Genomic DNA, 12,974 nt, shown 5'->3' on the forward strand with positions numbered 1-12,974 from the left:
GTGCGGGCCCGATGGCCGGTTACGGCAGCGACTGGCTGCTGTGGGCGGGCGTGGCCACGCTGGTGCTGGGTGGGCTGGGCGTGCTGGCCGCAGCGCGGTTGCGGGTGATGATCTCCTACCTGGTGGTGGTGTCGGCGGCAACGCTGTTCATCGCCTTCTCCGTGCGCACGCCCGAGGTGCTCTCCGCCGGCCTGTACTACCTGCCGCACAGTACGTTCGTGGCGGCCGCGCTGTTCCTGATTGCCGACCTGATCCGCCGCCGCCGTGGCGGCGCCAGTGACAGGAAGGAAATCATCGCGCCGATGCCGGGCAAGCAGACCCCGGCGGTGCTGTTCCTGATCGGCGCCGTGGCCGTGGCCGGGCTGCCGCCGCTGTCCGGGTTCCTGGCCAAGGCCGCGCTGCTGGCCGGCATGCCGGCGCAGTACACCGCCGTGGTCTGGACCGCCGTGCTCGGCAGCAGCCTGATGGTGATCGTGGGCATCACCCGCGCCGGCATCCGCCTGTTCTGGCGCGTACCGGTGCAGGAAGACGGCGTGCCACCGCCGCGCAAGGCCCCCACCCGCACGGTGGAACTGTTCGCCGCTGCGTTGCTGCTGGTGTATGGCATTGCCATGAGCCTGTTTGCCGGCCCGCTGATGCAGCACACCGATGCCATGGCCACCCAACTGCTGCACCCCGCCGAGTATGTGGGCGAGCTGCGCGCCACCACGCCGGAGATCCGCCAGCCATGACGCGCACGCCTTCGCTGTACAAGCGCCTGATTCCCTCGCCGTCGCTGAGCGTGATGGTGGTGGCGTTCTGGCTGCTGATGTCCGACAGCTTCACCCTCGGCCAGTTCGTGCTGGGCATGCTGCTGGGCCTGGTGGTGCCGCTGTTCGCCGCGCGCCTGGACCGCGAGTTTGCCCGCATCGGCTCACTCCGGCCGGTCCCCAAGCTGCTGTGCGTGACCCTGTGGGACATCCTGGTGTCCAACATCCGCGTGGCGATCCAGGTGCTGGGCCCGGAACGCCGCATCCACCCCGGCTTCATCTGGTTGCCGCTGGACATCGCCAACATCCACGGCATCGCCGCGCTCACCAGCATGATTACGCTGACCCCGGGCACGGTGTCGGCCGCGTTGTCCGATGACCGTCGCCACCTGCTGGTGCACGTGCTGCACCTGGACGACCCGGACGAACTGATCCGGCAGATCAAGCACCGCTACGAAGCCCCGCTGATGGAGATCTTCCCATGACCGGTTACACCTTCATCCAGACCACCATGGTGGTGTGCATGCACGTGGTCGGGCTGGCCATGCTGCTGGCCACCTGGCGCCTGCTGCGCGGCCCCACCGTGCCCGACCGCATCCTTGCGCTGGACACGCTGTCGGTGACGGCGATCGCCGAGCTGATGCTGTTTGGCATGTACCTCAACTCGGCGGTGTACTTCGAGGCGGCGCTGATCATCGCCATGCTCGGCTTCGGCAGCACGGTGGTGCTGAGCAAGTTCGTGCTGCGCCGGGACATCGTGGAATGATCACCTTCATCCAGATTGTGCTGTCGATCCTGCTGCTGTTCGGCTGCTTCTTCATCCTGGTGGGCGCGCTGGGGCTGGTGAAGCTGTCGACCTTCTTCAAGCGCCTGCACGCCCCCACCAAGGCCAGCACGCTGGGCGTGGGCTGCGTGCTGGTGGGGTCGGTGTGCTACCACATCTTCCTGGGCCAGGACCCGCAGCCGCGCGAGCTGCTGATCACCGTGTTCCTGTTCATCACCGCGCCGATCAGCGCGCACATGATGGCCAAGGCCGCGTTGTCGCTGATGATGGAAAAGCGCCCCAGCCTGCCCGGCCATGAAACCGCCAAGGAAGAACAGCTGCCGCCGCCGCGCCCGGAAGGCGAACAGGCGCCGTAGAGCCGACCGTTGGTCGGCTGCACCAAATCCAAACCGGTAGAGCCGACCGTTGGTCGGCTACGCGCATCGTGCCGAAGAGCAGCCGACCAACGGTCGGCTCTACCGTGTTGCGGCGTCAGCCGCCCCAGACCAGCGCCAGCTCCAGTGCCACCCACCCCAGGAACGCCACCAGCAGCACGCCGCCTTCGCGGCGGCTGATGGTCAGATCGCCACGCAGCATCGGGTACAGCACCAGCACGAACGCGATCGCCGCCGGCAGCTCCAGGCGCACGAACGACGCCGGTACCGCCAGCGGGCGCAGCGCGGCCATGCCGCCCACCACCACCAGCAGGTTGAACAGGCTCGAGCCGATCACATGGCCCAGCACCATGTCGCCCTGCCCGCGCCGTGCCGCCGCCACCGCCGCCGCCACCTCGGGCAGCGCGGTGCCAATGGCCACCGGCAACAGGCCCACCAGCAACGGCGACCAGCCCAGCCCCGCACCGAACACCGGCGCGGCCTGCACGATCCAGCGCGCGCCGTAGTACAGGCACAGCCCCGCGAAGACCACCCGCAGGAGGTTGAGGAACAGGCCGGTACGGGTCATCGCATAGCCGGCGATGGCCTCGCGCACGGGCTCCGATTCCAGCCGCGCGCGGCGCAGCACGAACACCAGCGACGCCACGAAACCGAGCAGCAGCAGGCCGCCCTCCCAGCGCGTCACCACGCCGTCCAGGCCGAACACGATCAACGCCACGCTCGCCACCGCCACCAGCACCAGCAGCGGCGACAGCAGCCGCGCGCGCACCAGCAGCGGGGCCGCCAGCGCGGCCAGGCCCAGGGTCAGGCCAACGTTGACGATGTTGCTGCCCACGGCGTTGCCCAGGGCAAGTTCCTCGGCCCCCACCACGAACGCGCGCGCGTTGACCACCAGTTCCGGCAGCGAGGTGCCGAAGGCCACCAGCAGCAGCCCGGCCATGAACGGTGAGGCGCCGAAGCGCTGGGCCAGGCCGGAGGCGGCCTTGACGATCGAATCGCCACCCAGTGCCAGCAGCAGCAATCCCAGCAGGAACCAAGTGGTGGCAGCGATCATCGAACAGTCCCCGGTGGCAGGCGTGGCCCGATTCTAGAGCGTGGCCACGCGGTTGGGTGGATTGCGGCGCGCAGCGGTCCCGGCGCGCGCCGCGCAACGGCTACAGGCAGCCTTCGACGTAATCCACCTGGGGGGTCTGGCCGACCCGCCATGCGCTCACGTTGCCATCGCCATCAATCTCGAAGTTGATCAGCGCCCCGCCCTCGGTGGCCGGGCGCACGCGCAGGTTGTGGCCCTTGTCGTCGTACTTGTGCGGCGTGACATCGCCGCGGTCGGGGTACAGGCTCTGCAGCTGGCCCAGCGACATGCCGACCTTGCCGCCGCCGGGCGCGAGGATGCGGTCGCTGTCCACGTCGTAGCGGACCAGGCGCTTGCCTTCGATCATCAGGACCACGTCCTCGGCCTGGGCGCCCTGCGGACGCAGCGCGTGGCAGTAGTCATCGGGCACCTCGCCCTGCAGCGGCGTCTTCCACGCCGCGCGTACCTCGTCCAGGCTGCTGCCCAGGGTCAGCGGGCCATACCCGTCCAGCCGCGCCGGGCCGGCGGCGGCCGGGCCCTGCGCCGCGGGCGGCGCAGCGGGGGCGGCCGGGGTCGATTCGGTGGGCGTCGGCACGGCGGCCTCGGCGTCCTTCGACGGGGTTTCAGGGGCGCGGTCGCAACTGCTCAGTGCCAACGCGATGCCCAATGCCAGAACGCTGCCCAGCTGCTTCATCTGCACTTCCTCCAGTCGGTGATCGGCAGCCTAGCGCGAACGCCGTGCAGTGGCTGCATGCAGGAACGTGATTGTCATCGCGGTTTCACCTGCCGCGTTCAGGCTCGGCCTGCACCGCATCGACCCCACGCCCATGCAACCGCGCAAGACCGACCTCGCCCGCACCGCCCTGCAGGCCCACCGTGCGCCCCTGGACATGCGCCAGCGACGGCTGCTGATCCTGTGCGACGGCCAGCGCGACCTGCCGCAGCTCACCGCCATGATCGGGCCGGAAGCGTCGGCGATGGTGATCCAGCTGATCCAGGCCGGCTACCTGGTATCCAGCGCCGCCGCCGATCCTACGCCGCCGCCCGCTCCGGAGCCGGTGCCGACCGCAGCGGCACCGGCGGCAGCCCCGACCGAACGCCGCCGTTCGCTGGTGGCCGCGCGCATCTACCTGCTGGGTATCCTGGAACTGCAACGGCACCCGCGCGCGGCCGCACTGCTGCATGCGCTGCAGCAGGCCCGCAGCGATGAGGCGGTGATCGCCGGCCTGCATACCGCGCTGGAGGCGCTGCCCGCGCTTACCTCGCCCGGCTATGCCGAACGGGTCCGCCAGCGCCTGTTGGAGGTGCTGCCGAAGGAGCAGGTCGACGGGTTCCAGACGCTGCCGGTTTGATCGCAATGACGCCCGACGCCGACGCCTGCCCGGCAGCGGCTGATCAGCGCTCTACCAGCGCCACAATCAACGCCTCTGCCACCGCCGGTTCTTCCACGTGGCGCAGGTTGTCCAGATTCAGGATGTCGCCCTGCAGCTGTGCGTAGCGGCGAAGGCGACGCGTGAGTACTTTGGTGGCGGCATCCGCAGGTGCCGCGGACACCGCCTCCAGCGCCCGGCGCGCACGCGCGGCAATGTCCGGCAGATACACATGGCGCGGATCGCGCGGCGGAATGACCTTGTCCAGCCGGCAGTTTTCGAACGACACATAGTCCAGAACGCAGCCACTGAAGTCCGCATCCAGCACTGCCGGTGTACCGGCAGCAACGAACCTCACGTCCTTCAGCACGCCCTCGAACCGGCAGCCGGTGGTGGCGTGTGCCGGCATGCCGGTGTCGACGATCCGGCAGTTGATGAAGGTGCAGCCGTCGAGCACGCAGGCATCGAAGCGGCTCTGGCGGAAATCGCAGGTGTCGAAGACGCACCCGCGAAACACGGTGTCATTGAGGCCACTGGCGCGGAAATCGACGCGGGTGAACTGGCAGGCGTCCACCACCGTGCGCTCGAAGAAGCGCACCCCGGACATATCGCAGCCCTCCAAGACGCTACGTTGCAGTGTGCAGCGCTCGAACAGCGGCTGGCCCAGGGTCGCACCGCGCAGGTGCAGACCCTCGATATGCTCGCCAACGAAACGCGATCTGTCGGGCAGCCGCAACGAGGTGGCCGCCTCCTGCAGCAGGCTCAGTGACGCTTGCGGCAGGGGCGGGCTCACGCGGTGAAGTTCGCCTTCAGGCCCTGCCAGCACTGCTGGTAATCGCGCTGCCGGTGCGCGGCGTCCATGGCCTGCACGGTCGGGCGGATCACCCCGCGGGTTTCGAACATGAAGGCCATGGTGTCCTTGATCACGTCCGGCTTGCTCAGGTCGGCGGCCGAGGCCTTGTCGAACGTGGCGGCATCCGGGCCGTGCCCGCTCATGCAGTTGTGCAGCGAGGCGCCCCCGGGCACGAAGCCGGCCGCCTTGGCGTCGTAGGCACCGTGGATGAGGCCCATGAACTCGCTGGCGATGTTGCGGTGGAACCACGGCGGCCGGAACGTGTCCTGCGCCACCAGCCAGCGCGGCGGGAAGATGGCGAAGTCCATGTTGCTGGTGCCCGGCGTGTCACTGGGCGAATGCAACACCAGGAAGATCGACGGATCCGGATGGTCGTGGCTGATCGACCCGATGGTGTTGAAGCGGCGCAGGTCGTAGCGGTACGGCGCGTAATTGCCGTGCCAGGCGACCACGTCCAGCGGCGAGTGGCCGATGGGCGCGCGCCACAGCTGGCCACCGAACTTGGCGATCAATTCGAAGTCACCCTCGATGTTTTCGAAGGCGGCCTGCGGTGTCTCGAAATCGCGCGGGTTGGCCAAGCCATTGGAGCCGATCGGCCCCAGGTCGGGCAGTTTCAGCAGGGCGCCGAAGTTTTCGCAGATATAGCCGCGTGCCTGGCCGTCGGGCAGCTCGACCCGGAAGCGCACGCCGCGCGGGATCACCGCCACCTGCTGCGGCTCGATCTCGATCACGCCCAGCTCGGTGAGCAGGCGCAGGCGGCCCAGCTGCGGCACGATCAGCAGCTCGCCGTCGGCGTTGTAGAAGTAGCGGCCCTGCATGTCGGCGTTGGCCGCGTACAGGTGGATGCCCACGCCATGGTGCGCGTCGGGCGCGCCGTTGCCGCCCATGGTGTACAGGCCATCGATGAAATCGGTGGGGGTGCCGGGCAGCGGCAGCGGGTCCCAGCGCAGCTGGTTGGGCGACACCGCCCCCGCGGCGAAGTCGCCGTGCAGGTGCGGCTGGGCGTAGGCAGTGAACTCCCCGTGCGCCACCGCCGGGCGGATGCGGTACAGCCAGCTGCGCCGGTTGCTGCCGCGCGGTGCGGTGAACGCGGTGCCCGACAACTGTTCGGCATACAGACCATGCGCAACCCGCTGCGGCGAATTGCGCCCTACCGGCAGCGCGCCGGGCACGGCCTCGGTGGCGAACTCGTTGCCGAAGCCGGTCTGGTAACCGCGGGCGGTGAGGGAGGTGGTCATCTGTGCGTGTCCTGGCCGAGCCTGGGAGGTGTGCAATGGGTGGTGCGTTGGAGCAGCCGGGCAGCGCCCGGCGGTACGGATGCGTCCGGCGTTGCGGGAGCCGCGCCGGACCGTTGCCGGGTTACGTTACAGCACGCCGCGCTTCATCTGGTCGCGTTCGATGCTCTCGAACAGCGCGGTGAAGTTGCCTTCGCCGAAGCCTTCGTTGCCCTTGCGCTGGATGATCTCGAAGAAGATCGGGCCGATGCAGTTGGTGGTGAAGATCTGCAGCAGCTTGCGCTGCTTGGTTTCCGGATCGGCGTCGATCAGGATCTTGTTCTTTGCCAGTCGCGCCACGTCTTCGCCGTGGCCCGGCACGCGCATGTCGATCACGTCGAAGTAGGTGTCCGGGGTATCCAGGAACTCCACGCCCTGCTCACGCATCGCCTCGACGGTCGCATAGATGTCGTTGGTGAAGCAGGCAATGTGCTGGATGCCCTCGCCCTTGTAGGCGTCCAGGTACTCGTTGATCTGGCTCTTGGGGTCGGACGATTCGTTGAGCGGGATGCGCACGATACCGTCCGGGGCGGTCATCGCCTTGGACACCAGGCCGGTCTTGAGGCCCTTGATGTCGAAGTAGCGGATCTCGCGGAAGTTGAACAGGCGCTCGTAGTAGTCCGACCACTGCTGCATGTTGCCGAAGTACAGGTTGTGGGTCAGGTGGTCGATGAAGGTCAGGCCGAACCCGGTCGGGCGCTGGTTGACGCCTTCGATGGGCGCGTAGTCGGCATCGAACATGCTGCCATTGGCGCCATAGCGGTCCACCAGGTACAGCATGCAGTCGCCGATGCCCTTGATCACCGGGGCCGGCACGGCCTTGGACTCGGGCTTGAAGTCGATCGGCTCGGCACCGTTGCCCAGCGCCATCTGGAACACTTCGTCACCCGGCTTCTGGAAGCGGATGGCGAAACCACAGGCGCACGGGCCGTGCTTGTCCGCGAAGTCCGACGCGAACGAATCGGGTTCTTCGTTGACCAGGAAGTTGACGTCGCCCTGGCGGTACACGGTGATGGCGCGGCGCTTGTGGCGCAGCACGGCGGTGAAGCCCATCTTGCGGAAGTAGGCGTGCAGTTCGGCGCCGCGGCCGGCCGGGGCGGCGAACTCGACGAACTCGAACCCGTCGATGCCCATCGGGTTTTCGAAGGTGGTGACCTGCATGCCCGGATCGGGTGCGTGGGACGCGGTGCTCAGTTGGCTGGTCATGATGTGGCTCCAAAGCAAAGTCCGCATCGGAAAAAACCAGGTGCGGGAGGCGGGCAGACCCGCGAGAATGCGGTGTCCGGAACTAAGGTTTATAGTTTCACATGAAACCACCATCAAGGTGCACCGCAGCATGAACCCACCCGATCCCAGCAGCCACAGCATCCGTGCCTCGCACGCCCTGCTCGACCTGGAACAGTTCCTGCCGTACCGGCTGAGCGTGCTGTCCAACCGGGTCAGCGGCAATATCGCCAAGCTGTATGGGGACCGCTATGGTCTGGCGATCCCGGAATGGCGGGTCATCACCATCCTGGCGCTGTATCCGGGCTCGTCGGCCAGCGAGGTGTCCGACCGCACCGCGATGGACAAGGTGGCCGTCAGCCGCGCCGTGGCCAGACTGCTCGAGCGGGGCTTCATCAAGCGTGAAACCCACGGCGACGACCGGCGCCGCTCGGTGCTGGCGCTGTCGGCGGCCGGCTTCGAGGTGTACGAGACCATCGCCCCACTGGTGATCGAGATCACCCGCAAGCTGATGTCCGTGCTGAGCGAGGAGGAGGAGCAGATGCTGGAGACGCTGATCCTGCGCCTGGCCGGGGAAGGCCTGCAGAAGATGGATCAGGGCTGAGAGCGGCGTACCCACCCACGGGTACGCCGGTAGGCAACGACCGTTGGTCGTTGCGCCTCAGCTCAGATGTTTGCGACGCGCATGCACCCACGGCGCGGCCAGCGCGCCGATGGCGCCGCCGGCAAAGGCGAGCGAGGCGGCCACCACGGGCGCTTCCACCGCACTGGGCAGCGCCAGCGCGGCCAGTACCAGCAATGCCGAGGGCAGGCCGATGAAGGTGGCCATGAAATAGCCCCAGCGCGGCGCCCAGGTGCCTACCTGGAGCAGGCTCACCGGCATCCAGGTTTCGGCCGACGCGTCCTGTTTGACCTTGGCCGCCACCTTGGTCAGGTCCACTTCCACCGGCCCCTTGCCGGTGCGCGCCACGGCCAGCATCTGCGCCACCTCTTCCACCGGCGGGAACGAGGTCGGCCAGGTCATCGGGGCGGTGACGCCGTAGGCGGTCAGCAACGGCACACTGATCCACGGCGCCAGCAGCGGGCGCACCTTGCGCCGGTCGAGCACGCACCACAGCTGGCTCACGCCATGGGCCACCACCGCATACAGCGCCAGCTGGCCCGGTTCGGGGTACGGCAGCATGCTCACCCGCGCGGCCATGCTGTCGTAGCCCATCTGGCGCAGGAAGCCGGGCCGGGTGCGGCCCTCGTGCGCCCAGGCCAGGCCCAGCGCACCGACCAGATAGGCCTCGGCCGGATCCTTCACCCCCGCACTGGCGCGGTCGTCGCTGGCCAGGAAGAAGGCCAGCGACTTGGGCTCGTCCACGTCGTCGCGGTCCCAGCGGCCGGTGTCGCCCAGTACGTGCTTGAGCGGCAGGCGCGCGGGGGCGGTCTCGGCCTTGGCCGCGTTCTGCAGGAACGGCAGCACCGACAGCACGAAGCTCTGCAGGTCCAGCGCGCGCAAGCCGCTGCCTTGCCATTCCGGCGGCAGCAGCCCGGCCAACGCCGGGTTGCGCGCCAGCAGGTCCAGCTGCGCCTTCTGCTCGACCAGCTTCTGCACCGCGGCCTTGAGCATCACGTTGTCGGGCACCGCCACCAGCGGCAGCCGGTAACGGATGGCGCCGGGGGTCGGCGTATCGTCGGACGCATCGCCGCCGTCCAACGTGCCGTGGTCGTCCAGCAGCACCTCCACCGGGGGCAGGCTTACCCCGCCGGTGACATCAAGGCTGGTGTCCGAAGTGCTGTCGCTGGTGCCCGGCTGCATGCGTATCCGTCCGTTGGTGTGCGCCACGAAACACGCGCGGCATGAGGTCCTTGGAGGTAACGGCAGCGGTCCGCGTAAATTGAGGCCCAGGTGTGGCGCCGGGGCGGGAAATCCCCGCGCGTGCGTGCCACCGGCGGGAGAAGAACCAAAAAAAAGCCGCGGAATCCGCGGCTTTTTCTCCGGTCACGGCGCCTTGGCAGGCGCCCAGTCCTTCATGAAGGCGAAGAACCGCGTGCGGTTGTACCCCTTCGGCTGGCCCTTGTCGGCCTCCAGCTCGCCGGTGAACTGCGAGTGCAGGAGCTTGCCGTCAGCGTCGAGCACGAACAGGTGCGGGTAGCCCTTGATCGCCGGGAACTGCGACAGGAACGCCGCGTTCTCGTTGTCTTCGCTGTAGTTGACCTTCATCCACACGAAGTTGGCATCGCGGAAGCTGCGGATCTCGGCATCGCCCTCGATGAAGGCATCCATCAGGTGGCACCACGAGCACCACTCCCCGCCCACGTCCAGCACGATCCGCTTGCCCCCGCGCTGGGCCTCGACTTTGGCCGTGGCCAGGTCGGCCACCGGGTCGCGGGCCGGGTCGAACTGGGCGTTGAGCGCCGCCACGGCCGCGACATCCGCCGCGGCCGGGGTATTGCCCGACGCCACCGGCACGCTGGGATCGGCGACCGGGGCCTTCTGTTCGGTGGTGTCCACCGGCTGCGCAGGCGCGGTGGACGGCGCCGACGACGGCGAGCAGGCGGCCAGCAGGCCGGCCACGATCATCGCACCACCCCATGCGTGCATGCGCATCACCGACCTCACTTGACGCCGTGCATCAGCTTGTTGATCAGCGGGGCGAGCAGGAACAGCAGCGCACCGGAGATGATCAACGCCCAGAAACCGAAGGTGTACCCCTTCAAGGCCGATTCCACGGTCATGCCGCCTTCGCCACTGACCACGCCGGCGAAGATGCCCGACAGGTTGTTGCCGATGCCGGTGGACAGGAACCAGCCGCCCATGCCGAAGCCGACCAGGCGTACCGGGGCCAGCTTGGTCACCATCGACAGGCCGATCGGCGACAGGCACAGCTCACCGACCGACTGGATGACGTAGACCATGAACAGCGTCCAGAACGGGATCTTGCCGTCCACCACCATGCTCGACAGGGCCAGCATCAGCAGCGCGAAGGCCGCGCCGTTGAACAGCAGGCCCAGGCCGAACTTGCGCGGGATCGACGGGTTGGCGCGGCCCAGCTTGATCCAGATCCAGGCGATGATCGGGGCCAGGGTGATGATGGCCACCGAGTTGACCGACTGGAACCACGCGGTCGGGAAGGTCCAGCCGCCGAGCTGGCGGTTGACGATCTCATCGGCCAGGAAGGTGAACGAGCTGCCGGCCTGTTCGAAGAACATCCAGAACATCACGTTGAAGACGAAGATGATCAGCATGGCGATCACGCGATCGCGCTGGACCTTGCCCTCGCGGATGCCTTCAACCAGCAGCAGCACGCCCAGCGCGATGAACATCACGCCCAGGATCCAGGCCAGCGCGGTGGCGCCGGTGGACAGCAGGAAGTAGGCCACCGGGATGGCGACGATGGCGCCCACGAACACCATGATGATGCGGCTGAACCCTTCGGCGCCCACCGGCGGTGCGCCGATGCCCTTCAGGCCGGCACGGCCGACGTAGAACCACGCCAGGCTGATCAGCATGCCGATGCCCGAGGCGATGAAGACCATCTTGTAGGACGGCATCGCCTGGGTGCCGAACACCCGCTCGGCCAGGTACTGGGTGAGCACCGGGGCGATCATCGCGCCGATGTTGATGCCCATGTAGAAGATGGTGAAGCCCGAGTCGCGCCGCTCATCCTTCAGGCCGTACAGCTTGCCGACCATGGTGGAGATGTTGGGCTTGAACAGGCCGTTGCCGATGATGATCGTGGCCAGGCCCAGCTCGAACACTTCCTTGTTCGGCATGGCGACCATGAACAGGCCGGCGGCCATGATGATCGCGCCGGTCAGGATGGAACGCTGGTAGCCCAGCACCCGGTCGGCCACGTAGCCGCCGAAGATGGCCGCCGCGTAGACCAGCGCCAGGTAGGCACCGTAGGTCCGGCTGGCCGCAGCCTGGCCGGCCGAGTCGCCCTCGAAGAACTGCGACACGATGTACAGCACCAGCGCCCAGCGGATGCCGTAGAACGCGAAGCGTTCCCAGAATTCGGTCATGAACAGCATCCACAACGGGCGCGGGTGGCCCAGCGTGGTCTTGAACTCCGGCAACGCCGGGTCGGGAATGGATTTCGCGGCGGCGTCTACGCTCATGCGGGATTCCTGGGTTCGGTGGAAGACATGCACGTCCGATGTGCGAACAGCGCGGGAGAATCCCAGACCAACGGCGTTCACGTCAAATACACGCTGATCCGTGCAGGTGACGACATGCTCGCTGAACTTGCATCTTCAACCGTCGGCGATGCCCCGCCAGCGCAGCAACGGCGGGGGCTGTGGGCAGCCCCGTGGTCATCCGGGCGTCATGATGAATAGGGCGATCAGGCCCGGCGCGGGCTCAGGCGTCGGGCGGCATCGGGTCGTCGTTGCGGATCGTGGTGCGCACCTGGAACAGCTCCGGGAAGAAGGTCAGCTCCAGCGCCTGGCGCAGGAAGCCGACCCCGCTGGAGCCGCCGGTGCCGCGCTTGAAGCCGATCACCCGCATCACGGTGCGCATGTGGCGGAAGCGCCACAGCTGGAAGGCGGTCTCCAGGTCCACCAGGTCCTCGCACAGCGAATACTCGCGCCAGAAGCGGTCGGTGTTCTGGTAGATCCGCTCGAACACCGGGTGCAGGGCGTCGTCGGCCACGTGCGGCTGCTGCCAGTCGCGGCCGGTGTACTCGGCCGGCACCGGGTGGCCGAAGCGGGCCAGGTAGCGCAGGAATTCCTCGTACAGGCTGGGCGCGTCCAGCACTTCCTGCAGCTGCGCCTGGCCGGCCGGGTCGTGCGAGAACACCTGCAGCATCTGCGCGTTCTTGTTGCCCAGCAGGAACTCGATGTAGCGATACTGCAGCGACTGGAAGCCCGAGGACGGGCCCAGCACGTCGCGGAAGCCCATGTACTCCGACGGGGTCAGCGTTTCCAGCACCGACCACTGCTCGGTCAGCTGGCGCAGCACCTGCTTGCTGCGCGCCAGCACCTTGCGGCACTGCCAGACTTCATCGCGCTGCAGGAAGCCGATGGCCGCGCGCAGTTCGTGGGCCAGCAGCTTCAGCCACAGCTCGGAGGTCTGGTGCTGGATGATGAAGAGCATCTCATCGTGGTGCGGCGGGTTGGACAGCGGCTGCTGGGCACTGAGCAGCTGGTCCAGCCGCAGGTAGCCGCCGTAGGTCAGGCGCCCCTGCAGATCGGTGTGGATACCGGCTTCGAGGTCGCGTTGGTTCTTCTCGACGGACATGGCGTGGGCCAAATGAGGGGGTCAAAGGGTAGCGCACAGCATGCGCT

General features: G+C 67.8%; 15 protein-coding genes. 6 read left to right on the top strand and 9 right to left on the bottom strand.

The window, feature by feature from the left end:
- The 4 genes from DBR34_RS02780 to DBR34_RS02795 all read left to right on the top strand — a co-directional run.
- A partial coding sequence (locus tag DBR34_RS02780; protein ID WP_308812508.1) for a proton-conducting transporter membrane subunit occupies positions 1–731 on the top strand: 731 nt, incomplete at its 5' end.
- The gene (locus DBR34_RS02785) at positions 728–1,234 is read left to right on the top strand and encodes a Na+/H+ antiporter subunit E (RefSeq protein WP_128095599.1); all 507 of its coding nucleotides are present in this window, start codon (positions 728–730) and stop codon (positions 1,232–1,234) included. The genes DBR34_RS02780 and DBR34_RS02785, both read left to right, overlap by 4 nt.
- On the top strand, positions 1,231–1,515 hold the full coding sequence (locus DBR34_RS02790) for a K+/H+ antiporter subunit F (protein WP_038685776.1): 285 nt from the start codon (positions 1,231–1,233) through the stop codon (positions 1,513–1,515). The genes DBR34_RS02785 and DBR34_RS02790 overlap by 4 nt, the downstream gene beginning before the upstream one ends.
- Complete coding sequence (locus tag DBR34_RS02795; protein ID WP_128095600.1) at positions 1,512–1,889, top strand: Na+/H+ antiporter subunit G; 378 nt, start codon at positions 1,512–1,514, stop codon at positions 1,887–1,889. Before DBR34_RS02790 ends, DBR34_RS02795 begins: the two co-directional genes overlap by 4 nt.
- 115 nt (positions 1,890–2,004) lie before the next feature.
- Here the strand turns inward: DBR34_RS02795 and DBR34_RS02800 are convergent, their stop codons facing one another.
- Entirely contained in the window at positions 2,005–2,961 is a 957-nt protein-coding gene (locus DBR34_RS02800) for a sodium:calcium antiporter (RefSeq protein ID WP_128095601.1), read from the bottom strand.
- 100 nt (positions 2,962–3,061) lie between these two features.
- Positions 3,062–3,673: a hypothetical protein gene (locus DBR34_RS02805; RefSeq protein ID WP_128095602.1), complete on the bottom strand. Its 612-nt coding sequence runs from the start codon at positions 3,671–3,673 to the stop codon at positions 3,062–3,064.
- 133 nt (positions 3,674–3,806) lie between these two features.
- Between DBR34_RS02805 and DBR34_RS02810 the strand changes: the two genes are divergently transcribed.
- The gene (locus DBR34_RS02810; protein WP_128095603.1) at positions 3,807–4,331 is read left to right on the top strand and encodes a hypothetical protein; all 525 of its coding nucleotides are present in this window, start codon (positions 3,807–3,809) and stop codon (positions 4,329–4,331) included.
- A gap of 43 nt (positions 4,332–4,374) precedes the next feature.
- Here DBR34_RS02810 and DBR34_RS02815 read toward each other — a convergent pair whose 3' ends face one another.
- The 3 genes from DBR34_RS02815 to hppD all read right to left on the bottom strand — a co-directional run bounded on the left by DBR34_RS02815 (position 4,375) and on the right by hppD (position 7,682).
- Positions 4,375–5,142 (bottom strand): pentapeptide repeat-containing protein, encoded by a 768-nt coding sequence (locus tag DBR34_RS02815; protein WP_128095604.1) that lies wholly within the window; start codon positions 5,140–5,142, stop codon positions 4,375–4,377.
- Positions 5,139–6,440: a homogentisate 1,2-dioxygenase gene (gene hmgA, locus DBR34_RS02820; protein ID WP_128095605.1), complete on the bottom strand. Its 1,302-nt coding sequence runs from the start codon at positions 6,438–6,440 to the stop codon at positions 5,139–5,141. The genes DBR34_RS02815 and hmgA overlap by 4 nt, the downstream gene beginning before the upstream one ends.
- Before the next feature lie 126 nt (positions 6,441–6,566).
- Positions 6,567–7,682, bottom strand: a complete 1,116-nt coding sequence (hppD, locus tag DBR34_RS02825; RefSeq protein WP_181393882.1) for a 4-hydroxyphenylpyruvate dioxygenase — start codon at positions 7,680–7,682, stop codon at positions 6,567–6,569.
- A gap of 130 nt (positions 7,683–7,812) precedes the next feature.
- Between hppD and DBR34_RS02830 the strand changes: the two genes are divergently transcribed.
- Entirely contained in the window at positions 7,813–8,304 is a 492-nt protein-coding gene (locus DBR34_RS02830) for a MarR family winged helix-turn-helix transcriptional regulator (RefSeq protein ID WP_128095606.1), read from the top strand.
- Positions 8,305–8,361: 57 nt separating this feature from the next.
- On the opposite strand, the gene DBR34_RS02835 is transcribed toward DBR34_RS02830, so the two are convergent.
- The 4 genes from DBR34_RS02835 to DBR34_RS02850 all read right to left on the bottom strand — a co-directional run bounded on the left by DBR34_RS02835 (position 8,362) and on the right by DBR34_RS02850 (position 12,927).
- Positions 8,362–9,504: a hypothetical protein gene (locus DBR34_RS02835; RefSeq protein ID WP_128095607.1), complete on the bottom strand. Its 1,143-nt coding sequence runs from the start codon at positions 9,502–9,504 to the stop codon at positions 8,362–8,364.
- Between the two features lie 183 nt (positions 9,505–9,687).
- On the bottom strand, positions 9,688–10,296 hold the full coding sequence (locus DBR34_RS02840; protein WP_128095608.1) for a thioredoxin family protein: 609 nt from the start codon (positions 10,294–10,296) through the stop codon (positions 9,688–9,690).
- Positions 10,297–10,304: 8 nt separating this feature from the next.
- A complete protein-coding gene (locus DBR34_RS02845) occupies positions 10,305–11,807 on the bottom strand; it encodes an oligopeptide:H+ symporter (RefSeq protein ID WP_128095609.1) in 1,503 nt (500 codons plus the stop codon).
- A 241-nt stretch (positions 11,808–12,048) separates the two neighbouring features.
- Entirely contained in the window at positions 12,049–12,927 is an 879-nt protein-coding gene (locus DBR34_RS02850) for a tryptophan 2,3-dioxygenase family protein (RefSeq protein WP_038685763.1), read from the bottom strand.
- Positions 12,928–12,974: the final 47 nt, after the last annotated feature.

Source organism: Stenotrophomonas sp. HMWF003, from assembly GCF_003061285.1.
Taxonomy (GTDB): Bacteria; Pseudomonadota; Gammaproteobacteria; order Xanthomonadales; family Xanthomonadaceae; genus Stenotrophomonas; species Stenotrophomonas maltophilia_AP.